A 20,677-nucleotide genomic window follows, 5' to 3' on the forward strand; every position below is an offset into this window, starting at 1 on the left:
AGTTCTAATTCGAGTTGCCGAATCCGCACGACTCCACTGTCTTGACCTGCCATCGCTGCGGGAGAACAGCACGGTCGTAAGGTGGATCGCCCGAATCAGTGCGCCTCGGGCCGCCCTTGGCCCGCTTCCAGCGAAGACCGTCGTTGTCGGTGAATCTCATCTCCAAGATTCGGAAGAAGTCCAGCTCTCGATCTGGGCCGTCTGCAATCCCAATGGACTTCCTTGGAACGATGAGTTCAGTGCACGGCGCAAGGCTCACCACCCCCAGGTACACCCGATACTTGGTCCTCGCCTTGCCTTCGGCATCCAGGTCTTCCAAGACAACGTCGACATCTGTTACCGGATCAGGTGACCCGTTGATCAAGTGCAGACGCTGATCGCTTGGGGTGGTGTCGAACCAGAAAGATAGACGTGTTGCCTGGGCACGGGCGGCACGCTGGGCGTCCTCCTGCGACTGTTCAAGCTGATTCCGCGAGACCATCGCCTGGTAGAAGGTCGCTACGCCCGTGAAGAGCAGCGAGCCGATGGCAACGGGCACTGCGACGATTGTGCCGATCTTGGTCCAGTCGACTTGAAACCGATCTCGCCTCGTGTCTCTGCGCCCGGCCGAAACCCGGTCCCGCCTGGCTCGAAGTCGCGCCAACCGAGCCTGTCCCCGCGGATCAAGTGCGCTCATTTCGGCCTCCCCCGCCGTGATTGATGCCCGTGGGAAGACGACCGCAAGCAGCAGGGCGGAGGGTGGCCGGAATCGGGCGTACGACCCGGGGTCTTGCAGGTGCCTGAAGTGATCCGGCCACCGTAGCCAGACTGAGAGGGACGAAGATTTCAGGGCGGCTGTACGAGTACCGAACCAAGGGGCCGCGCTAGAACTACAGGGGCCAGTGGCCCGATACTAGGCCAGGCAACAGGCTCAGCAGGGCCACACGATGCCCTCAAGCCTCACGTTCCCCGAGTAGATCCAGCCGCGGGTCCAGTTCGGGTAGGCACTGACGTAGTACCAGGTCTTGTCGTAGTCGTTCTTGTAGTAGCAGTAGATGACCATAGTCCAGCCCTGCTGCAGGGTCTCCCTCGTACCGCAGTCGGCATAGGGACCTGGCCGCAGTGGGGCGGTCGGCTCTTTGACCGAGCCCGAGGTCGGGTCGTACCAGTCGGGGTTCGGAGACCATGTCGTGGGACAAGCCAGAGCCGTTGCATCGCCCGACACGTCCGACGCGTCTGCCGACGCAGCAGAAGCCGCAGAGGCTGGCATGGTCAGCGCCAAAGCGGCCGTGCCTGCGGTCATCGCCATGCTTGCTCTCCTGGATAACAGGCGCATTGTTCCTCCCTCTGTCTCAGCGGACGCTTCCGCTCTCAGATGCGGTTCGGCCTCGCCGTCGACTGACCGACCGCCGAAACCGGTCTAATCCTGACCGACTGCCGAGCAGGGTGAATAGAGCATGAATCGGTCTCCCTGCCTCATCCCGTTCACCAGCAATCTCCAGGAAGCCGTTGCAGAATCTGAGGGAGCTCGTCGGATGACAAGACCCTCTCCGCCTCAGATTCCGTTAGCGCACGATCTTCCTGCGCCTGGGACAGCCGGGTGCGCTCGTGGAGTTCCGCAGCACCTTCCCGAACCCGAACCGCTCGCCATCGCCGATGGGACCTGGCGGCTGCAACGGCCACCAAACGGCGCACCGGTCCCCCGGTGGCGTTACCGGCCGTCCCGTGCCCGGCACCTCGTCGTGACAGGGACCGTGCATGAGACAGCCGCATCGTCGGGACCGCTGTCTGTTTCTCGTTCTTGCCGCTCGTGCGTGCGGCGAGGCGTTCACACGCGCCCGTTTGAATCCAGCGGTGCGCTGCAGCGCCGTTGCGCCGCGTGCGCGACCTGTGAGTGACGCTCCGTCAAGGGGGGCCAAGCAGGGCCGGTTACGCGTTCGAGGCCTCCCGGACAGGCTCTGGCCTGGTAAAACGATCGGTTCGGCATGCGGTGGAGCAACAGCCGGCTGGCTACGCTGGGTTTCAGGAGCGCCCTCTCCTGTGAAGGACTCTCGAGGCTGGGGAGCACTGACTTGACCGACCTCGTACTGCTCGCGGGCGGATCGGTGATCATGACTCACCACGTCACTGGCACCTACTTCATGTGCAACGACTGGCACGACGGTGTCGGCAACCACACCTAGACCTGGGCCCAGGACCCGTTCGCCAAGGACAACAACTCGCACCGGTGCTTCCTGCGGCAGAACGCCGACGGCACCGTGCGGATCGAGTCCTACGCCAACCAGCGCTGCCTGACCGCAGGGGCCAACCCGCCCGACACCGTGACCCTGCAAGAGCGCACCGACAACCTCAACCAGCACTGGCGGCTGGTCGCCCACGCAGAGCGAGGCAACGACTTCTACCTGGTCTCAGTCGTGCACCCGCGCTACACCCTGGCATCGCCGACCACCTCCAAGGCAACGACCGGCTGGTGGGCCTGACCCGTATGTGGGGCGGACCGAACCTCTCCCAGCTGTGGCGGATCTACCCATCGTCACAGGACCAGGGATGATCCCGCACCAGCACGCGCGCTGCCGCGTGATCAAGAACCTGATGCGGGCCGCGGCGATCGCCACCTTGGCCCTCGCTCCGATGGCCGTTCCCGCCTCCGCCTCCAGCACCCCTAGCGCGGTCAGGGCCGCCATCGACTGCCCCTACGGCTACGTGCGCATCTACCCCGAGATCAACTTTGGAGGCCAGCCCGGTGCCGTGGACGGCAGCGTCAAGGACCTGCCCTCGGCGATCCGTGACCGCGGCAGCTCCATCCGCAACAACTCCGACCGCACCGCCCGCGTGTACGAGAAGCGCAACCACAGCGGCCGGCACGTGTGCGTCACCCGCAGCGGCGGCTCCATCCACGACCTGCGCGGCTACAACCTCAACGACCAGACCCGCTCCTTGAAAAACAATCGCAACGACTGCGGCTAACCCCGCCCCCACCCACCGACCCAGGCGCCCAGTTCGTGCGCAGCAGTCAGCCCCGCCCGGCAAGCATCACCGAAGCGGGGCTGATCAGCATGCGCGGTCGTAAAGGGCGGTCGCCTACGCGGCGAAGGCTCTGCAGGGCTTCAGCCGAACGATCTTCCCAGCAGGCAATAGATGAGGCCCGGGGACACGGTCCCCTCCACAACCACATTCCTGCCAACACAGCCGACCAGACCCGTATTCCGACGCTGCGCCACGGTGTTCGGCACGACAGATCATGGCCCGGACCGCAGCCCCAAGGGCCGCCGGCGGGCCTCCCGCTGACCCGAGCGAGAGGCTGGTGAACCGGACTTCTGCTCATGCGCTCACTGCGCAGCTCCCTCACGACCGACGCGGCCTCGGTGGCCGCCGCGACCTCCGACATCTACTCAGCCGCGTGAAGGACGCCGAGATCGGAGAACTTCCGCGGGCCCTTGGGCGTAGTGCCCCTGCATGAAGCCGATCAACGAAGCGCATGTGGCACAGCCAGGTCTGGCCGTGATCGACGTCGCCATTCACTGGGCTGAGCCCGCGGAAGTTCGCCAGGCTGATCACCGCGTTGCGGCGTGAGGGTGCCGACCCGGTCCGCAAGGACCGGCCCCGGGGACTACCGCTGGAGGACCGTGCCCTGTTGGTTGCCGCCTACTGGCGCACGAATCTGCCCCTGCGACAGCTCGCACCGCTGTTCGGCATCTCGAAGTCTGCGGCCGACCGCATCATCCGCTGCCTCGGGCCGTCGTTCGCGCTGCAGACTCGCAGGCGGTTCCGCAGGGGTACCGTGCTGATCGTGGACGGCACTTTGGTCCCTACCCGAGACCACGAGGTCGCCGAGCAGTCGAAGAACTACCGGTACTCCACCAACCATCAGGTCGTCATTGACGCTGACACTCGTCTCGTAGGGGCCGTCGGCCGGCCTGTGCCCGGCAACCGCAACGACTGCAAGGCGTGGGAGCTGTCGGGCGCGAAGGCCGCCGTTGGCAACACGATGGTGATCGCGGACGGCGGCTATAGGGCACGGGCCCGGTCATCCCTCACCGCCGCAGTCACGGCCAGGTCGAGCTCCAGGCATGGAAGGAGGAACACAACGCCTCCCACCGCAAGGTCCAGGCCCGCGTAAAGCACACCTTCGCCAGTATGAAGACCGGGAAGATCCTCCGCGACTGCCGCCCCAGAGGCGAAGGCGTCCACCACGCGATGCTTGACGTTGCCCGCCTGCACAATCTCGCCCTCGCCGGATAGGTGAACCGCAAAGCACTGATGAGCGTCTGAACCGGCTTGCCGATCACTTACGGGACAGCCCTTAGCCACTAATCTCTGTTCCGGATTTCGCCTCATCCTCCAGCGAGTTGACAACGGTCAGGTGTACTCGTTCATCATTTCCCCAACGAAAAGGTTCCTCAATGGCGAACATAGCTCCATATCGTGACACCCTCTCTTACTTCGGCGACCCACGCGGGGGGCATGCGGAATTTCGCCTCAAGCCGCTTCAGTGCGGCGATCGGGCTAAGTGCCCTCAGCGCAGATCGCGTGGTCGATGAGCAGTACCTCGACCAAAACGCCTCCTGTTCGGCCACTGAAGTCACTTGGTCTGCGCGAGCTGGAGACAGAAGCGGAACCAAATCTTCCACCCTGGGGTTCCTCAAAGAAGGCAACAGATACACCATACCGCCACCAGCCCCGCTTGTCTGGGGCGACGGTCGAGCGTTCGATCTTGCGCCATTGCAGAGGAGTTGCACACCCCAAGGTGCGAGTTCGCTTCTCACTAGTTGAAGTGCATGGAACAGATCAGTACTGGTGGCCTCGAATGAACGCCCGTCAGGAGCCACAGCCCGGATCTCCCAGGGCTCCTCGTCGGCGGCATGCACGATCCATTCCTCAGCACCACTCGGTGTCTGCGCCAGCACTGCAGTTTTGCTCATCGGCCACCGTACTGCGGATTCTCGATGGTTTCGCCAGTGGGCCGCGCCCACTCCCAGCGCCTGGCGCGCAGACTTCGGTAGTCGGCGGCGGTCGGCTGGCTGGTGCTGGCGCGGTTCGTGAGTCGGTTGAGGCCCATTGCAACCAGGAGCTCCGGTGGGTAGTCCTGTCAGTCATGATCCCACGCCTGCTCCAGCGCCATGCTGAAAGGCGCAGTCTGCGCCTTTGGCACATCAGTGTCGTTCTGGTCCTGGCCTTCACCGCAGCGGTTCTGGTGGCCTCCGCGGTCTTCTACACCGGATGGGACCTCCTTGGCGCCCGCGAGTTGAAGCCTGAGCGACGCCTCGACTCCAAGACCCTCTTCGACCTGGTCAAGCTCTCCTTTGGTGTCGTGGCTGGCGCGGGTGCCCTGGTCGCCCTAGTGGTGGCCTATCGCCGCCAGCGGATCGACGAGGACGGTGCCTTGCGCGAGGCCACCCGCCTGCACACCGAACGCTTCACCACCGCTGTCTCCCAACTCGGAAACGAGTCCGCCGCGGTTCGCCTCGGTGGCGTGCATGCTCTGGCCGGGCTCGCTGACGACGCCCCCACCCGCGCGCTGCGCCAGACCTGCATCGATGTTCTGTGCTCGTATCTTCGGCTGCCCTACACCGCCGAAACTGACCTTCCGGTGGGCGACGCGGACGGCCGGCACACCTACCTGGCCCTGCGGGAAGTCCGGCACACTGTCATCCGGCTGATCCGTGACCACCTCCGCCTGCCGCTTGAGCATAAGCACTCCTGGCAAGGCCACAACTTCGACCTCACCGGGGTCACGTTCGACGGCGGAGACTTCTCGCAGGCAGCGTTTTCGGGGGGCTCGGTCGATTTCAGGGGGGCGACCTTCTGCGCTGGCAGGGTCAGCTTCCGCCAGGCGACGTTCTCCGGCGGCACGGTCTACTTCAGTGGAGTATCATTTTCCGGCGGCACGGTGAGCTTCCGTCAGGCGACGTTCTCCGGCGGCGAGGTCGACTTCAGCGGGGCTGACTTCTCCGCTGGAACGGTTAGCTTCCTCCAGTCAACGGCCCCCGGCGGGGTGATCAACTTCCGCCAGGCGACGTTTTCCGGCGGCACGGTCGACTTCCGCCAGATGACAGTCAGCGGCGGGAGGCTCGGCTTTGTGCAGGTGGAGTTCTCCAGCGGTGAAGTCATCTTCTACTCGGCGGAACTCTCAGACGGTGCCATCATTTTCCGCGAAGCAACGTTCTCGGGCGGCACGGTCGACTTCAGCAACGCAAGTGGCCCTGCCCCGTCTGACCTGGTCCCGGCGACAGGTTCTGGCTCGCCGACCGGGTTGACCCTGTCGGCAGCCTGGGTCGCCGGTGGAACATAGTCACCTCGTGACGCCTGCTGACGGCGTAACGGCGGCCCGCCAGTGCACAGGAGCAGTAGTCAAAAGCTGTGGATCAGTAGCTGTTCACACGGTCTCGTGGTTCAGGTGGATGAGCCCTTCGATGGAGCCCAGGCGGGCTTGTAGCGCCGGGTCCGCGGCCGGAGTGGTGGTGAACAACAGCACCTGGGCCGCTGGGTGTTCCGGAGTGTAGAGGTCGTCTTCGCCGTCGTCGCCGGGGATCGAATCGGGCTGGATCTCGATTCGTCCGTTGGGGCTGCTGGCGAGGTGGTAGACGCCTCGGTAATCGCTGTCGCGCTCGGTGAAGACCTGCCCGAGGCAGTCACTGACGAGCCGGACCAGCTCGCCGGCGGTGTGGGACATGGGAATCAGCGTCCGCAGCGACCCGCGGATCGACGTGCCCAGGATCTGGCATCACGAGGTCCGGTCTGACTCCAGCGCGGCGACGATGCGTCGGGCCAGCCCGACACGAACTGGTCCGACGAGCGCCGGCTATGGCCGTCCGCATAACAGAACAAACCGCCCGCGCTGGTCGGCGGATCCGGCTGGAGCCAGTGGGTGACGTCCACCGCCAGGATCAAGACTTCGTCTCATTTGGAGTGCTGGACAGGCTGCACTCGAACCGAGGCTCGATAATTGCCACACCGGCATGCTCCTGTCACCGAAGCATGCGCCGGGGGTCGAGAGGGAGACGGGCGGAGTGCCGGTCGCGACACCGGCAGCTGATATCGCCTGTTCGTCGCCGTGGGTGAGGACTATGATCACCAACAAGGCGGGGTCGTAGCACAGAGGTAGTGCGCCGCGACATCATCTCGGAGGACGTCGGTTCGAATCCGACCGCCCCGCCCCTAGTCACCCTGAAGCCGCAGGTCAACGGCCGCCGGTAGTGACGACCATCGGGCTTCGGCTCAGCACCATGGGGTGATGGTCGAGCGCATGGTGCCGGATGAGTTGTGGGAGCTGTTTCAACGCATGCAGCCCCTCAACGAAGTACTGCTGCGATACCGCCTGCTCGCCTGGCGCGCGGACTGCCTACCTGCTCACGGTCGTCTATGTGTTGTCACCATGACCCGAGTGGGACTACTGCGGTAGTGAAGCCGCACCGGATACGGCGATACCTGCCTGGTGGAAGTCGTCCATGGCCGCGGCCGTCGTGTCCGGGGCGACTCCGATAGTCCACGCGTACCCGTGCGCGGAAGCCGGCCTTCACAGCGTCCAGCGCGGTGGCACGCACGCAGTGGTCCGTGGCGATGCCCGCCGGAGCCGGACCCCACCGAGGATGCCTTCAAGGCCGTCTCGGTCGGGGACTGCCTGGACGTCGTCGACACCGGGTACGGCGGCGAGGAAAAGTACGACTGGAGCGAAGAGGAGCCGAACACGGCGCCTTGCAGCACCGCGCGCGTGCGGGTCTACCGCACCACCAGCGACTGCGCCAGCGCCCGGGACCAGGCGACCTGGTCGTACTACTCCAGCAGCAGCGGCGAGCGCACCGCGCTTTGCCGCGAAGGCCAGTACCACAACGGCGACTGCCTGCTCGCCAACAACGACGGCGACTCTGCCAGCATCGCGCTGCTGTCGTCCGTGAACTGCACCGACAGACAGGTCCCCAGCGCGTACAACGGCATCTTCGTCATCACAGCCATCTACCGGGCAACGGCGAGCGCCACCACCGGACTGCCGTGCCGGGCAGTACGATACGAACACATACTGGTCCCAGAAGGTGGACGACGACGCCACACTGCTGTGCCTTAAGGCATACGACTGAGCCCGCTGCGGCGCTAGGACGTTTCCTCCGGATCAGTGACGGGAGTATAGGCGGTTGGCGAGCCGATACCCGGTGGGGACGGGGGCCGCACGTGTTCGAGCGAGGCGTACGATGCCTGCCGTGCATGCCTCACACGACAACTTGCGGTGCGGGCTCTGTGGGCAGGTTATGGATGCCCAGCACGAGCAGAACCACGAGGAACCGGTGGTCAGCGCTGGCAGGAGCATGGAGTACGTCGTTATCGAACTGCGTGGAGCAACTGCTCATTGTCAAGCCGTCGATGAGCCGTCTCGAATGTTCAAGACCGGGGCCGACGTGCTGGCGGAGCAATTGGGGATTGCCCTGCCCAATCTTCTTGGCTGCCACTACACGTGCTGGGAGACGCCTGGGGAATACGGTGTCTTCCGGCGTGCCTTCGAACTGGTCTGACCTGTGACAGTGCGCCGGACCGTTTCAATTGGGTCATCTGATCGTTGACCGATGCGTGTCGTTGAGTGACGCCCAGTGGGCAAGGATCGAGCCGTTGCTGCCGGACCGGACTCCGAGGCGGGGTGGGCGGTGGCGGGATCACCGGCAGTCGATCGACGCGATCGCGTTCAAGTACCGCACCGGCACACCCTGGATGGACCTGCCCAAGCACTTCGGGTCGTGGAAGGGGTCCACAATCGGCTGCGGAAGTGGGCCGCCGACGGCACCTGGGAGCGCGTGTTCACCGCTCTGCTGGCCGAGGCCGACGCCGAAGGCGATCTCGCCTGGGTCGTCGCGGTCGACTCCACCATCGTCCGGGCTCATCAGCCCGCCGCCGGGGCCCGTCAAAAGGGGCCCCAGCCGGCGAGCCGGACCATCATGCCCTCGGACGGTCCCGCGGCGGTCTGACCACGAAGATCCACCTCACCGCGGACAGCCGCTGCCGTCCGCTCGCTTTCGTCCTCACGCCCGGGCAGGCAGGGGATGCCCCCGCCTTCGACCAGGTCATGGCCCGCCTGCGAGTGCCGCGGCCGGTCGGCCGACCCAGGACCACTCCGGAAATGGTCCTGGCCGATAAGGCGTACTCGTCCCGGGCGATCCGCGGTCATCTGCGGCGGCGTGGGATCCGGGCAGTGATCCCGCAGCCCGCCGACCAGGCCGCGAACCGCAAACGGCTCGGCCGCCTCGGCGGCCGTCCGCCGGCCTTCGACCGCGAGGCATACAAGCAACGCAACACAGTCGAGCGGTGCATCAACAGGCTCAAGCAGTGGCGCGGTCTGGCCACCCGCTACGACAAGACCGCCACGATCTACCTCGCCGGACTCCACATCGCCGCCATCTTCATCTGGTCCGCGCGGTGATCCGAAAGAAACTGCCTAGACGAGTAGTTCCGATGTGGCTCAGTGGTCGTAGGCGATGAGGGACCTGGTGACGGGTGCGCCGGTGTTGCGGTAGTGCCAGATCGCGCAGGTCCTTGCCAGGATCCGCTGGCCGGCCTGTCTCCGGCGCTGCTTCAGCAGATCGCGGAGGCCGGCATCGAGGGCGGCGGGCTGGAGACGGCGGGGGCGCTGCTTCAGGCGTCGTCGTCGGAGATCAAGTCGATGAACGGCCTTCAGTCGCAGAGCACGTCGGCGGCGGACAAGACCACGTCGGACGCCGTGTACAAGAACGCGATCGCGTACCAGGACAAGCTCGTGAAGTCCCTGACGACGCAGCGGACGAAGCTGGGGACGGCGATGGACAAGCTCGCCGCAGCGATGGAGTAGGCCATCGAGCGCGGCTTCGGCATGCGCGCGGCGGGCGGGATCGTGGGCGCCGCGTCGGGTGGTGCGCGCGGCTCGTGGACGCTCGTCGGCGAGCATGCCCCGGAGCTCGTCCGCCTGCCGTTCGGCAGCCGCGTGTACTCGGGGCCGGACACCCGCCGCATGATGCAGCAGGGCGCCTGGGCGTCCATGCTCAACGCCCCCCGCTCCGGGCGGCGCCCGGTACACGCCGACGCCGGCCGGGAGCAGGGTGCAGAAGGTCGAGCTGGTGATTCGCTCCGGCGGCAGCAGACTCGATGACGTCCTCGCCGACATCATCCGGGTCCGTGGCGAGAGGCGGTGGCAACGTGCAGCACTACCTCGGGCAAGGCAACGGTTGATGTCGTAGCGGCACACGGGGAGGGGCGGGAGTCAGCGCCCGCACCCACCCGTGCGACGACCCGCCCGCCCTCTCGCCAACGAGGGCGGGGGTGCAGAGGACGGGCGGGCGACTGTGCGGCCCGGGTCGGCGTCGGGGGAGGCGTCGGCCGGGGCCGCGGCGCGTGGGCCTTTCAGTTTTGCGGTTCGCTGGCTGCTGCTGGCGTGGCGTGTAGGCGGGTCAGCCGGGCCGCCTCGTCGTCGCGGAAGGTCGCTACCTCGCGGCAGCGCTGGCTCATCACGAACCCGCCGAGTGACAGGCACAGGTCCATGCGCTGGATGCACACACCGACCATGAACGGGCCGCCCGCAGCGCGGTACAGCCGGACCCCGTAATACCCCTCCTGGCAGTCGTCGGGGTTGTTGAACCGGCAGTCGGCGCACGTTTCTGGTAGGCGCACGGGCCGGATGCTCTTCGCGTACAGCGTGCGCCCGTCCGGCAGGCGGTACGGCACCCGCTGGTCGGATGCTCCAGCTGTGATGATGCGCCGGACGGGCACGGCGCCCAGGTGGTCGACGACGTTCTGCATGGCGGCCACGGAGGCGCCCCCGTCCTCCAGGGACACGAGCATCCGTACTACGACGGAGCGGCCGTGTCGCTCGATGATGTGGAGCACGCGGTCGACGTGACCACGGTCGGGGATCACGATGTTGGCGGAGACCTTGATGCCGTGCGCGGTCGCGGCCTCGATCGTCGCGTCGAGGGCGGCCAACTTGCGCTCGGCAAGCTTCGGAGAGGCAAGGCGCGGCGCCTGGACGGCGGCGAGCTCGGCCGGGGTGGTGCCGAACACCGACAGGTTGATGCGGTCGAGGCCGGCTGCCGCGGCGGCGGGCAGGACCGCGGCGCCGTTCTCGCCGTTCGAGGTGAGTCCGACAGTGAGCCCGAGGCGCCGGGCGATGGTGATCAACCCGGGCAGGTCGGGGTGCAGCGTCGGCTCGCCACCGGTGAAGTGCACTTCGTTCGTGGGCAGGCTGCCGCGAACAGCTGCGAGAGCCGTAGCGAAGTCGGCGTCGGCGGCGATCCGGGCGGGCAGGAAGTCGGCGCCGTTGGTGCGGAGGTAGATGGAGACGCGCCCGGTGCGGCCCGGCGCGGCGACGGGTGTTCCCTCGTTGTGGCAGAACGAGCAGGCGAAGCCGCACGCGTCGATGATCTTCACTCGCAGGGTGCGGTCCGGTTTCACTTCCACCGGCACGTCGCTCAAGTCGTGCATGGAGCCCCCTTCTCCGGGTGGCCGGGGTACGGTGCCCCCGCCCCTGTCGCAGGCGCCGGCCTACCCGAAGCGCAGGTCGGCGATGGAGTCCAGGTCGATGCCGTACAGGCCGTAGACCTTCGTGGTGTTGATCGATGTGAGCTGGTCGTGGCCGATGCCCAGCGCGGCGGCGGCCTCCCACACCTGTGCTTCGTCGTCGGCCTCGATCTCCAGGTATGGCGGGATGCGCGGCCACTCGTCGACCTCAAGGCGGGCAGCGCCGAGGGTGTACGAGGTGCGCCGGTTCTCCTGGTAGCTGCGCGGCGTCAAGCCGGTGAGCCGCAGCAGCGCGGCGGCTTCCTCGAAGCTGTCGACGGTCACCTCGGTCTCGTGGGTCCCGTCGACGGCGTCCGTGGCGATCTGCTTCACGCACAGGGTGACCTCGGTCCCCGTGTCGCGTAGCCGCACCCAGCGGCCGGGGACGGCCGGGAGGGTGTCGTACACGTACCGCCGCATGAGGCGCGTCCCGGTCGTGCGGACGCCTCCGGCCTCGGTGATGAGCCGCGCGACCTTCGCGGGGTCCACATCGAGGGCCTTCACTTCGAACTCAATGCCTGCCATGGATCTCCGATCGCTGGTCGCTGCTGGTGTCTCAACGACCATGCAGCGTAAGGCCCGCAGCGTTGCGGGGTGCTCGATGGGTGGCAGGGCTACAGGCGAGTGCCGACGGCGATCGTGTCGTTCCCCGCGAGCCGCAAAATCGCCCGGAGGACGATCGGCAGACGACGGTCGTCGAGGTCCTCCACGGAGGCGAGGGTGGTGATCCCGATACCGACCATGGACAGAACCAGGCTGAGGAACACGCGCTGCTGCTCGTCGAGGCCGAGCCCGTACTGCAGCCCGGACAGCCCCTGGAAGTCAGCTTTCTGGCCGCGGCTGGTGTCGACGATCAGAGCGTGGCGGTGGCCGGCACCGACAGGATCGTCTGCTCCTCGACCAGCGCCTGCACGGCAGCCCGGACGCGTGACGACTTCGCGGTGCGCACCAGCTGCTTGCCCAGCCTCGGCAGCTCGTCGGTGACCTCGGGCGTCTCGGTCTCGGTGATGGTCATGCCGATGCCTCCGCTGGGCGTCGGTACCCGCCAGGGCCAAAGGTGGCGGCGAGTACGGCAGGGTCAGTGAGTTGGCCCGATCCGTCCGGGCGGGTGAGCCAGAACCGGCCGCATGCCGGCCAGCCCGTCGGCGGGCAGTGCAGAGGCCAGCCGACCGGCTGCACGGTCACCATGCGCAGGTCGGCCAGCTCGTCGACGGCGTCGAGCGGAACGAGCCACCAGGCCGTGTCGAGCGTCGGGTCGGCCACGACCGGGCCCCGGTGCTCGGGGTGGATCCGGGTGTGGGCCTGCATGCTCGCGACAAGCGGGGCCTCAACCACCAGCCACGCCTTGCCGGACCGGATCGGTGCCAGTGCCTCAAGGTTCCAGGCCTCACGAACGAGGGCGGGGTATGCGGAGCAGCCAGCCAGCAACGCGTCTCCCGCCTCGCACCGCTCAGTGCACTTCGGTAGGGCCACGAGCGAGACGCTACGTAGGGCGATTGCTCCTCTGGGTGACGATTGCGCGCGATTGCACACACGGTAGGGAGCCTTGCGGCCGGTTGCTCAGGTGAGGTCGAGAGACGCCCTCGCGCGGCCGATCAGGCGCCGTGCCGGGGGCCCGTACTCGGCGGACTCGGCGAGCCAGTCCCACGCACGCTCGTACAGCTGGACGTCGTCGTCGCCAGCCAGCCACAGCTCCTCGCTTATGGTCTCCACGATGACGAGCCGCCGGTCATAGATCCAGAAAGCGTGCGGCGCGGTGCGGCGCAGCTGGGTGCCGAAGGGCAGGATGCCGAGTTCGATACGACGCTGGCCGACGAGGTTGTACAGCCGGTCCAGTTGCTCGGCCATCACCTCGACCGGGCACGAGCGGTGATACAGGGCCGCTTCGCAGACGAGGAACCGGAACGTCTTCTCGGGGTCATACAGCGCTTCCTGACGGCGCATGCGCGTCTCGACGGCCGCCTCGGTGGTGGGCGGGATCCCGCGGAACTCGGCGTTGCTGTCGAAGATGACCCGCGCGTACTCGGGAGTCTGGAACAGGCCCGGGACGCGGGAGACCTCAAGGCCCCGGATCAGCGTCGTGTTCTCGGTCTGCCGGACGGCGATCTCCTGCCGGCCGCGATGCCCGCCCGCGAGCTGCCGGCGCCACGAGCGGTGCCACTGCTTCATCTCCAGGCCGGCGAGCAGGCCGTGCAGTTCCGGCTCGGCGTCGGGGCGGCCCACGGCATTGGCCCAGGCGGTCAGATCCGCCCGGGTCGGAGTCTGCTTGCCGTTCTGCAGACGGGAGACCTTCGACGTCTGCCAGCCCACCTTGCTGGCGATGTCCTTGCCTTCCAGACCGGCCTCGGCGCGCAGCTCCCGCAGGCGCGCGCCGAGGGCCTCGCGTGCCGTCTGGAAGTCGGTGGTCACACGGTCGAAGCTACCCGCTTCGCGAACTCGGCTGTAGGCACCGCGTGATGCCAGGCAGCGTCCCAGGCCTGGCAGGCGGCAAGCACCTCGGCGGGGTCCTCGGTGACGTACACGCCGAGGGTGGTGTCGTCCTCGTCGAACGCGAACCGGGCGAGGATCTTGGAGTCGAACAGCCAGAAGTCGTATCCCGGGAGCCGCAGCCGCTCGGCGTCAGCGCGGGTGAGGTTGCGGATGTCCTCGCCGACGGCGACGTTGGCGGGGGCGGTGGCCAGCAGGTACTGCTGCCCTTGCATGAGCGGCTCGTCGGCCAGGCGAACGCGTCTGAACCGCTTGCCCTGCGCGGTCTGCTCCCGCACGTTCGCCCGCCAGGCGTTGTCCGGGTCGTGGCCGACATCCTCGCCGGCGAGGAAGCGCTGCCACTTCGGACTGTGCCGGTCGGTGGAGTAGCCACGGCGGGTCTCGAGCCGCCAGGCGGTAGACCGGAACTCCCGGAACAGGTGGGAGACAGCCGCGAACGGCTGGAGCTCGGGCGCCGGGGCGCTGGGCGCGTAGCGGATGAGCAGCTCGCGCGGCACCCGGACGAACGTCTCGGACGGCTTGACGTCGCGCAGCTGCACGAGGTGCTGCGGGTCGGTCTCGCGGTCGCCCTGGACGAGGATCTCGTCCGTGCCGTCGATCTCGTACAGGGTGGGTCAGTCGCCGTCTTCGCTGGTGGTGCCGAGGAACCTGAGCGCCATGTCGCCTCCGAGTCCTGGTGGGTTGGGGGTCCAGGATGCGGGATGGTTGCGCGGCGCCGCTCTCGGATTGCAGCAGATTGCTGGCCAAGGGCGTCGGCTGCGGATTGTGCGCAACACGGAGAAGCCCCCAGGCGGCCCGCTACGGGCGCGCAGGGGGCCTTCTGCCTACGCCTTCGGGACGGTCCACTCCGCAGGTGTCTCCAGCCCCTCCGGCGTGTACAGCACCTGCTCGGGCCGATCCTTGGCCGGCACGGCGAAGACGGTCTTCCCGCGCACGCAGTCGCCAGCCTTCATCTTCGCTTCGTACGGGTACTCCGGCTTGGGGAAGTCCCCGTAGGTCACACTGCTCGGCTCGATCCGTGCCCCGTCCGCGTACGCCAGGGCCCACGGGTAGCGGGTCACCCCGCTCGTGCCCTTCTTCAGGCAGGCCTTGATCTCCACCGCTGCCCACGTGTAGCCGTCGGTGCCGACTCCTCGTCGGCCGAGGTCTGCGGGTGGAAGGTGTCCTGCTCGTGGCCGAGCACCGTGATGCCCATCGTCATGCCGTCGTCGGTGAACGCGAGCTCCTGCCCGAAAGCCCGAGGCTTATCGGGGCTGGGCTTCGGCTCCGCCGTGCTCGTTTGTGCCGCAGGCTCGCTTGCCCTCGACGTGGCGTCGCTGCTGCAGGCGGTCAGAGCGAGCAGCAGGACAGCAGTCGTGGTGATGATGCGGGTGCGCATGGACCCCCAAGGTGCTGTGTGTCGACAGGGCATCATGCGTCCCGTGAAGGTCGCACATAGGTGATGTGGCCGTGTTGTGACCGAATCAGCCGGTCAGAGCAGGGGGGGAAGTCCACGGCTCACGGCGCCCGAGGCTGCCCCGCCACGTGATGACCACGCCGATGTCGTTAGGGGAGCCTGCGGTGTCTCGTTCCTATTGGGACTTCGTCCTGGCAATGGCGTACGGGACGAGCACGATGGGTCCAGCGATCGGCGTTTTTCAGACCGTGCGGGGGCAGCCGCCCCAACGCCTCGTCGCGGCGCACACATCGCTCTCTGAGTTGGCGGGGGAAACGGGAGGTCTGACACTGGCTGGTCTTGGTTTTGCCGTAACGGCCTGCTTGGCCAGCACCGCGTGCACCTGGGCTTTCAGGCCGGAGCGCAGGGCCACCAGCGTGGCCCGGTAACGGACCAGGTCGCGCAGCTCGCGAACCTCCTTCGGGGCGATCCAGGACTTCGGCAGCCGGCCCATGCGCAGCAGCTCCGCCAGGTCCACGGCATCACGGACGTCGCTCTTCACGCGCCGATAGCCAAAGCCTTTCACCCCCAGAGGGTGTACCAGATGGACCTCTGCTCCGGCCACCTGAAGCATGTCGACCGCCCAGTACCAGCCGCAGGTGGCCTCCAGCACCACGTCCGGGTGGCTCCCGGCCTGCTCGATCTGCATGCCCAGCGCGACGGGATCGTTGAGGATGCGCACAGCATCTCTTCGCCTCCTGCAGGTGTGTTATCTGGATCCCTTGACGGTGCTGGTACGAAGACCGGTATATATCTCTGGGGAATGCTGGCCGCCAACGGCGGCGCTAGCGGCAGCCAAGAGCTGCTGCAGGGGCGTGGGGCCGCAGCCTGAGGGGGGGGCGCACCAATGGGCTGTCTACGGCAGTACTTACTGCTGGTGCTCGTATCAGCATCGCTTCTTCTCGAAGGTGCGATAAATACCGCGCACGCTGCGCAGGACGATGCCGGAGAATGTGCGACGGCTGACTTGAGAACGGCGCGGGTCATGGCACGCGTGGACTTCACCCATGACGGCGAGGACTACACGCGGGCAGACAGTCGCTTCACGGTTAAGGTGCCTACCACCTGGAAACGGGCCTATGATCTGCTTCTGAACGGGGACACCGAGCGCTATCGGAAAGCCATGCGATGTCTTCTGCGTGAACCGGATGCACCTTTTGTACTCCGCGACTCTGAACACCGCGCGCACCCGCCCAAAGTAAAGGCCGAAGCGCGCTGGGTTACGATTGAGCAGAGGGCCAGCACCGTGGTCTCCAGCAAAGGAGCGTGGGACTTCGGCCCTTGGCACCTGACTGTCGGCACCCGACTCTGGACCTTGGAACTCCAAGTCCCTCCAGCGCTGAAGGGCGCCCGATGGGAACGGATCGAAGCTGGACTGGACGGCCGGGCAGCCCAGCTTATTTTGCCGCCACCGACCGAGGGCACCGACACGGAACTGGTTTGGCTGCAGAAGAAGGCTGGGGAAGCGCCGCCCCACGTCCAGATGACACTTCAGCCGCCCGCAGCAAAAGCTCTCACTGCACGCTGGGTTGGGCTCCCAGCACGGTTCGCCACTGAAATAGGCATAGCGAGTTTCGACGCTGGTATCTATGTACTCCTGTGGGCCGCTATACGGCGGTTGCGTCAGGTACCAGTCACCTCCCCGAGCACGCCGGGGCCATCGGTGGCGCCGACGCCGGGACCAGCAGAGAGCGCAGCGCTACGAGGTCTATGGCTCCTGGTGCTGCTCTTACCATGCATGATGCTCGTGCACGGCTCCGACGACCTGCTCTTGGATCTGTTGGATGAGCGCGACGCCACGCCATGGCTGACCAACCACAGAGTCGCAGTACACCTGATCGTTTCAACCTTCATGGGTCTCGCGTGGTGCGTGTTCGGTCGCCCGCGTCGTCTTGCCTTTGCAGCGGCGGCCCTTGCTGCGGCAGGCGTCACCACAGTAGTTGCATTTCCTGGCGTGTTCGGTCTGCCCGCTTCGATGGTGCTGGACAGCAATACCGACCCGGACGGCGTCCAGCGCTTTCTAGCCTGCGGCGGCATGTACTGGTTCGGCGCTGCCTGCGCCTGCGCGATCTTCATTATCCTCGTGGGAGCCACCGCATCCGGGCTCAGGATATGGCGCTCACTGTCCCGATCGCCCTCCGCATTCTTGTCCCCCGGTCACTTTCCGTTGTCCGTGCTCGGGGTCCTAGTCTTGCTTGCATCGGCGCTGTCCGCTGCCGCGGCTTGGGCTGCTCAGGTAGGTTGGGATCGATCTAGCTGGCTTAGCGCTCGTACTGTCTATTCGGAGTACGGGAACTGGCACCTGTCCACAGTCTTCAACGACTTTTCATCCTTTCCCTCCGAAATAACTGCGTGGGCCTACAACACGGTGTGGTGGTGGTTCCTGGGCCTGGCGGTTCTGTCCGTATTGCGGGCACGAGTTTCGGCGGCTTGTTCACCGCCTGTTCTTCCGTCTCGCCCAGACCAAGCGGTGCTCTTGCTCTTCTATCTCGTAGTGGTGGTCCCGTTTCTGGGATGGTATGCGGAAGTTCAGTTGCCGCTACTGGGGATGGCAGCCGGCTGGCTGGCCTTGTCCGGGCTGCTCGCCCTCGGGAGGCGGCACGCCGTCCTGCAACGTGATCTGCTGCCCGGCGTGCCGCTGTACTTGGCGGTGCACGAGTCGGATCGGCAGCATCTAATGGAGGCTGCCCGGCGCCATCGCGACCTGCACACGCAGCTGCGGAATCTGGATCAAGGGCAGCAGGACGGCGAACGCCGTCGGCTAGAGCGTACGTTGGACCGCTTGCAGCGGTGGCGTCCTCCACATGCTGTGGCACCACACCGACGGGTGCCGCTGCCAGATGGAATGGACCCAGTAGACGTAGCTCTGGCCTGGGGCCCGAGGGCGAGCTGGTGGGATAACGGTTGCCGTGCAGCCCAATTCGCATCCGCACTCGCTGTTCCGATGACTGCCATGACGACCTGGGCGGACAACATCCGGGGTCCGTTGTGGGGCGATACATTCGCCATGAAGTTCGGCTTTGCCAATCTGGTGACTAGTGCCGCCGCATCAGTGATCATCTGGACGGGGGCTGGATTCGTTCTTGGGGCCTTCTGGCGGCAACTCCCAGGGCGGCGCGGCCCCGTGAAGGCCCTAGGGCTCTCCATGGCGTACGCCGCTCCATGGCTGCTGGACTCAATAGGTGTCGCAGCGCTCAGGCAGTCCTACGGGACACGTGCACTGGACATGGCGCTCACCCTGCTCATCCTGACGCTGACGGGCCTGGCGATGGACATTGACACCTTCCGACGTGAGCAGCATTACTGGCCCACCCGCGCCAGCTTGCTCCTGTCGCTCTATCAGCTACGGACCGCCTCTGTGCAGATCGCGTTCTTTGTGGCACAACTAGTGGCTCTTGTGACGATCTGGCAGCAGCTGCGGGGCGCCGACCCCATGATCATCGTGGAACGTCCTCAGACTTCGGGAGAGCGTGCTTCGATACCGCAAGATTCGCCCTGACTTCCTTGAAGGGCCGTGGGTGTGGCTCTTCTGGTGTGATCCGGTCCAGGGGATTGCCGTAGTGGCCCCATGCCGATGAGGCCGTATCTGCGGTAGGGCACGACTGCGACTGTCCACTGGTGGCCGACCCGGCACTCGAAGCAGATGTCGAGATTGATGGTGCCGATTCCGCTGTCCGTCACCGCGGCAAGTCGGCGGCCAGACCACGGTTGACAGGTACGGGCCCCATTCTCCGTATCGTCCTCCAGCTCTGGAGGCTCACGTGGATCCTGTAGTCATGTCCGAACAGTACGAATGTGTCGATCAGCCAAGAAGCGATCACTGGTCGCCATTGACCCGTTGACGTCGGCGCTCGTCAAGGTTGGTGGTCCCCTCAAAGGCCTGGCAGTCAAAGACGTGCTGCGCAAGCAGCGGGGCCGCTCCAAGGGCACCGTCAGCGCGCTGATGCCACGGGTCGCGCAGGTCCTTCAGGACCGTCACTGCGGCAGCATGCCCATGCCGGCCCAGGCGACCTTCTACCGGCTCGTCCGCCAGCTCGCCGGCCCCGCCGACCATCCCGCGCGCGCCGTGCGCACCCCGCCCCTCACCGAGGACGGACGCGGCCACACCCCCACCGGCGCGCTGCGACCCCGGGGAGCAGGTGCAGATCGACACCACCCGCCTGGACGTCCTCGCCCTGTTCGACGACGGGACCCTCGGTCGGCCCGAGATGACCATCGCGGTAGATGTCGCGACGCGCGCGATCCTGGCCGCTGTACTGTGCCCGGGCGGCACGCAGGCCGTGGACGTGGCCCTGCTCCTGGCTGAGATGGCCGTGCCCCACCCAGCCCGCCCCGCCTGGCCCGACGCCCTGCGCTTCACCCACACCCAACTGCCCGCCCACAAGCGGCTGCTGACCCTGGAGGAACGCCTCAAGGGCGCGGCCGCCCGCCCTGTCGTGGTGCCCGAGACGATCATCGTCGACCGGGGGCCCAGGCACACCACCCCGTATTGCGACCGCGGCCGACCGGCCAACCTCAGGATCCGCGCGCAACCAGCCCTGCAACGACCGCAACTCCCCCGCAGCCGACTCGACCCCAACCTCTAACCGCACCGTCGCCCTCCCCTGATCCGTACTCCCAACCCGACGACCATGCACAACCGATCAAGAAAACCGCTACAGGACAACACCCCACCGACCAGGCGAAACACCCCTGACCAGGCAAAACAACAACCGAGCCTTTAGACGCAGAAGCTACCCACCACACCCCGGCCATTCCCACTGCAACCCACACAACCCCAGGCCACACCCCCACACCCACCAAACCCAGTTATCAGCCCACTCCCAACACCCCAGCTCACACATCAACTACCCCCGCCTCAGAGGCCGTTCCCTTTCCGAACCTCACGTGGAATCCTCTTCGCTGGCCAGGCATTAAGGAGCCGCTGTCGCGGGAGCCTCGGTTTGTTGCCGGGCGAGGTGTCGTGGAGGCGGCGGATGCCATCGATGCGGGCGGTTCTGGAAACGCGGCAGAAGGCAGCAGCCGCGCAGGTGAAACGACTCGAAGACGAGTTGGAACGGGTGCGGGCGGCTCTGGCGGACGCCGAGGAGGTGCACCGGCGCCGGGTGATCGGCCTGGAACAGTGCTTGGAGGCGCTGGCCGAGGAGGACGCACCTGCTGACGTGGCCGGTGAGGTGTCGCGGAGGAAGCCGGTCGGACCGCGTCGGGCGGTGCCTCACCGCCGGCAGGCCACCGAGGTGAAAGAACTGTCACCGGACTATCAGGCGT

At 66.5% G+C, this 20,677-nt stretch carries 22 protein-coding genes and 5 pseudogenes; 12 read left to right on the forward strand and 15 right to left on the reverse strand.

What is annotated here, in order from left to right:
• Positions 1-4: 4 nt before the first annotated feature.
• The gene (locus SSQG_RS00225) at positions 5-538 is read right to left on the reverse strand and encodes a hypothetical protein (protein ID WP_003987614.1); all 534 of its coding nucleotides are present in this window, start codon (positions 536-538) and stop codon (positions 5-7) included.
• Between the two features lie 372 nt (positions 539-910).
• Positions 911-1,288 (reverse strand): hypothetical protein, encoded by a 378-nt coding sequence (locus SSQG_RS41240; protein WP_003987615.1) that lies wholly within the window; start codon positions 1,286-1,288, stop codon positions 911-913.
• Between the two features lie 949 nt (positions 1,289-2,237).
• Between SSQG_RS41240 and SSQG_RS42310 the strand changes: the two genes are divergently transcribed.
• The 5 genes and pseudogenes from SSQG_RS42310 (at position 2,238) to SSQG_RS00245 (ending at position 6,271) form a co-directional block, all read left to right on the forward strand.
• On the forward strand, positions 2,238-2,459 hold the full coding sequence (locus tag SSQG_RS42310; RefSeq protein WP_003987617.1) for a hypothetical protein: 222 nt from the start codon (positions 2,238-2,240) through the stop codon (positions 2,457-2,459).
• Between the two features lie 67 nt (positions 2,460-2,526).
• Positions 2,527-2,946, forward strand: a complete 420-nt coding sequence (locus tag SSQG_RS00235; RefSeq protein ID WP_039931679.1) for a peptidase inhibitor family I36 protein — start codon at positions 2,527-2,529, stop codon at positions 2,944-2,946.
• Between the two features lie 489 nt (positions 2,947-3,435).
• A complete protein-coding gene (locus SSQG_RS42315; protein ID WP_244298996.1) occupies positions 3,436-3,552 on the forward strand; it encodes a DUF6207 family protein in 117 nt (38 codons plus the stop codon).
• A pseudogene (locus SSQG_RS00240) lies at positions 3,506-4,221 on the forward strand (transposase). Before SSQG_RS42315 ends, SSQG_RS00240 begins: the two are co-directional and overlap by 47 nt.
• Positions 4,222-5,074: 853 nt before the next feature.
• The gene (locus SSQG_RS00245) at positions 5,075-6,271 is read left to right on the forward strand and encodes a pentapeptide repeat-containing protein (RefSeq protein ID WP_039931680.1); all 1,197 of its coding nucleotides are present in this window, start codon (positions 5,075-5,077) and stop codon (positions 6,269-6,271) included.
• An 84-nt stretch (positions 6,272-6,355) separates the two neighbouring features.
• Here SSQG_RS00245 and SSQG_RS00250 read toward each other — a convergent pair whose 3' ends face one another.
• Both SSQG_RS00250 and SSQG_RS40250 read right to left on the reverse strand, forming a co-directional pair.
• Entirely contained in the window at positions 6,356-6,652 is a 297-nt protein-coding gene (locus SSQG_RS00250; protein ID WP_003987621.1) for a hypothetical protein, read from the reverse strand.
• A 717-nt stretch (positions 6,653-7,369) separates the two neighbouring features.
• Positions 7,370-7,544: pseudogene (locus SSQG_RS40250) on the reverse strand (isochorismatase family protein); the annotation flags it as partial.
• Here SSQG_RS40250 and SSQG_RS41245 point away from each other — a divergent pair.
• From SSQG_RS41245 to SSQG_RS38635, 3 genes and pseudogenes are all read left to right on the forward strand, one after another.
• Entirely contained in the window at positions 7,478-8,041 is a 564-nt protein-coding gene (locus tag SSQG_RS41245; RefSeq protein WP_158680967.1) for a hypothetical protein, read from the forward strand. The pseudogene SSQG_RS40250 and the gene SSQG_RS41245 overlap by 67 nt on opposite strands.
• 181 nt (positions 8,042-8,222) lie before the next feature.
• Entirely contained in the window at positions 8,223-8,483 is a 261-nt protein-coding gene (locus SSQG_RS00265) for a hypothetical protein (RefSeq protein ID WP_003987623.1), read from the forward strand.
• Between the two features lie 55 nt (positions 8,484-8,538).
• Positions 8,539-9,382 (forward strand): annotated as a pseudogene (locus SSQG_RS38635) (IS5 family transposase).
• A gap of 39 nt (positions 9,383-9,421) precedes the next feature.
• Here the strand turns inward: SSQG_RS38635 and SSQG_RS43835 are convergent.
• Positions 9,422-9,520: pseudogene (locus tag SSQG_RS43835) on the reverse strand (IS982 family transposase); the annotation flags it as partial.
• Between SSQG_RS43835 and SSQG_RS42050 the strand changes: the two are divergent.
• The gene (locus SSQG_RS42050; RefSeq protein ID WP_039931685.1) at positions 9,476-9,787 is read left to right on the forward strand and encodes a hypothetical protein; all 312 of its coding nucleotides are present in this window, start codon (positions 9,476-9,478) and stop codon (positions 9,785-9,787) included. The pseudogene SSQG_RS43835 and the gene SSQG_RS42050 overlap by 45 nt on opposite strands.
• A gap of 548 nt (positions 9,788-10,335) precedes the next feature.
• On the opposite strand, the gene SSQG_RS00290 is transcribed toward SSQG_RS42050, so the two are convergent.
• The 10 genes from SSQG_RS00290 to SSQG_RS00325 all read right to left on the reverse strand — a co-directional run bounded on the left by SSQG_RS00290 (position 10,336) and on the right by SSQG_RS00325 (position 16,091).
• Positions 10,336-11,412: a radical SAM protein gene (locus SSQG_RS00290; protein ID WP_003987627.1), complete on the reverse strand. Its 1,077-nt coding sequence runs from the start codon at positions 11,410-11,412 to the stop codon at positions 10,336-10,338.
• A gap of 60 nt (positions 11,413-11,472) precedes the next feature.
• A complete protein-coding gene (locus tag SSQG_RS00295; RefSeq protein WP_039931687.1) occupies positions 11,473-12,012 on the reverse strand; it encodes a class IV adenylate cyclase in 540 nt (179 codons plus the stop codon).
• A gap of 89 nt (positions 12,013-12,101) precedes the next feature.
• The gene (locus tag SSQG_RS41250) at positions 12,102-12,254 is read right to left on the reverse strand and encodes a hypothetical protein (RefSeq protein WP_003987629.1); all 153 of its coding nucleotides are present in this window, start codon (positions 12,252-12,254) and stop codon (positions 12,102-12,104) included.
• Between the two features lie 86 nt (positions 12,255-12,340).
• Positions 12,341-12,502 carry a hypothetical protein gene (locus tag SSQG_RS41255; RefSeq protein ID WP_003987630.1) on the reverse strand — a complete coding sequence of 54 codons (162 nt, stop codon included), beginning with the start codon at positions 12,500-12,502 and terminating at the stop codon, positions 12,341-12,343.
• A complete protein-coding gene (locus tag SSQG_RS43600) occupies positions 12,499-12,795 on the reverse strand; it encodes a hypothetical protein (RefSeq protein ID WP_338117236.1) in 297 nt (98 codons plus the stop codon). Before SSQG_RS43600 ends, SSQG_RS41255 begins: the two co-directional genes overlap by 4 nt.
• Before the next feature lie 252 nt (positions 12,796-13,047).
• On the reverse strand, positions 13,048-13,896 hold the full coding sequence (locus SSQG_RS00305; protein ID WP_003987632.1) for a helix-turn-helix domain-containing protein: 849 nt from the start codon (positions 13,894-13,896) through the stop codon (positions 13,048-13,050).
• Entirely contained in the window at positions 13,893-14,582 is a 690-nt protein-coding gene (locus tag SSQG_RS00310; protein WP_244299435.1) for a DUF6879 family protein, read from the reverse strand. Before SSQG_RS00310 ends, SSQG_RS00305 begins: the two co-directional genes overlap by 4 nt.
• 216 nt (positions 14,583-14,798) lie before the next feature.
• The gene (locus SSQG_RS00315) at positions 14,799-15,074 is read right to left on the reverse strand and encodes a hypothetical protein (RefSeq protein WP_003987634.1); all 276 of its coding nucleotides are present in this window, start codon (positions 15,072-15,074) and stop codon (positions 14,799-14,801) included.
• A complete protein-coding gene (locus tag SSQG_RS00320) occupies positions 15,053-15,352 on the reverse strand; it encodes a hypothetical protein (RefSeq protein ID WP_003987635.1) in 300 nt (99 codons plus the stop codon). Before SSQG_RS00320 ends, SSQG_RS00315 begins: the two co-directional genes overlap by 22 nt.
• A gap of 259 nt (positions 15,353-15,611) precedes the next feature.
• Positions 15,612-16,091, reverse strand: a complete 480-nt coding sequence (locus tag SSQG_RS00325; protein ID WP_003987636.1) for an IS110 family transposase — start codon at positions 16,089-16,091, stop codon at positions 15,612-15,614.
• A 165-nt stretch (positions 16,092-16,256) separates the two neighbouring features.
• Between SSQG_RS00325 and SSQG_RS38475 the strand changes: the two genes are divergently transcribed.
• From SSQG_RS38475 to SSQG_RS38480, 3 genes and pseudogenes are all read left to right on the forward strand, one after another.
• Positions 16,257-18,908, forward strand: coding sequence for a DUF6185 family protein (locus tag SSQG_RS38475; RefSeq protein ID WP_003987637.1), 2,652 nt, complete (start codon positions 16,257-16,259; stop codon positions 18,906-18,908).
• 640 nt (positions 18,909-19,548) lie between these two features.
• Positions 19,549-19,995: a hypothetical protein gene (locus SSQG_RS42320; RefSeq protein ID WP_003987638.1), complete on the forward strand. Its 447-nt coding sequence runs from the start codon at positions 19,549-19,551 to the stop codon at positions 19,993-19,995.
• Positions 19,996-20,394: 399 nt separating this feature from the next.
• Positions 20,395-20,677: pseudogene (locus tag SSQG_RS38480) on the forward strand (hypothetical protein); the annotation flags it as partial.

This window comes from Streptomyces viridochromogenes DSM 40736 (assembly GCF_000158955.1).
Classification (GTDB): Bacteria; Actinomycetota; Actinomycetes; order Streptomycetales; family Streptomycetaceae; genus Streptomyces; species Streptomyces venetus.

Bases quoted from the DNA above. Each gene is read 5' to 3' on its own strand.
- SSQG_RS41240 (WP_003987615.1), bottom strand. From the start codon at position 1,288: ATGGCGATGACCGCAGGCACGGCCGCTTTGGCGCTGACCATGCCAGCC.
- SSQG_RS00235 (WP_039931679.1), top strand. From the start codon at position 2,527: ATGATCCCGCACCAGCACGCGCGCTGCCGCGTGATCAAGAACCTGATG.
- SSQG_RS42315 (WP_244298996.1), top strand. From the start codon at position 3,436: ATGAAGCCGATCAACGAAGCGCATGTGGCACAGCCAGGTCTGGCCGTG.
- SSQG_RS00245 (WP_039931680.1), top strand. From the start codon at position 5,075: ATGATCCCACGCCTGCTCCAGCGCCATGCTGAAAGGCGCAGTCTGCGC.
- SSQG_RS00250 (WP_003987621.1), bottom strand. From the start codon at position 6,652: ATGTCCCACACCGCCGGCGAGCTGGTCCGGCTCGTCAGTGACTGCCTC.
- SSQG_RS00265 (WP_003987623.1), top strand. From the start codon at position 8,223: ATGGATGCCCAGCACGAGCAGAACCACGAGGAACCGGTGGTCAGCGCT.
- SSQG_RS00290 (WP_003987627.1), bottom strand. From the start codon at position 11,412: ATGCACGACTTGAGCGACGTGCCGGTGGAAGTGAAACCGGACCGCACC.
- SSQG_RS00295 (WP_039931687.1), bottom strand. From the start codon at position 12,012: ATGGCAGGCATTGAGTTCGAAGTGAAGGCCCTCGATGTGGACCCCGCG.
- SSQG_RS41255 (WP_003987630.1), bottom strand. From the start codon at position 12,502: ATGACCATCACCGAGACCGAGACGCCCGAGGTCACCGACGAGCTGCCG.
- SSQG_RS43600 (WP_338117236.1), bottom strand. From the start codon at position 12,795: ATGCAGGCCCACACCCGGATCCACCCCGAGCACCGGGGCCCGGTCGTG.
- SSQG_RS00320 (WP_003987635.1), bottom strand. From the start codon at position 15,352: ATGCGCACCCGCATCATCACCACGACTGCTGTCCTGCTGCTCGCTCTG.
- SSQG_RS38475 (WP_003987637.1), top strand. From the start codon at position 16,257: ATGGGCTGTCTACGGCAGTACTTACTGCTGGTGCTCGTATCAGCATCG.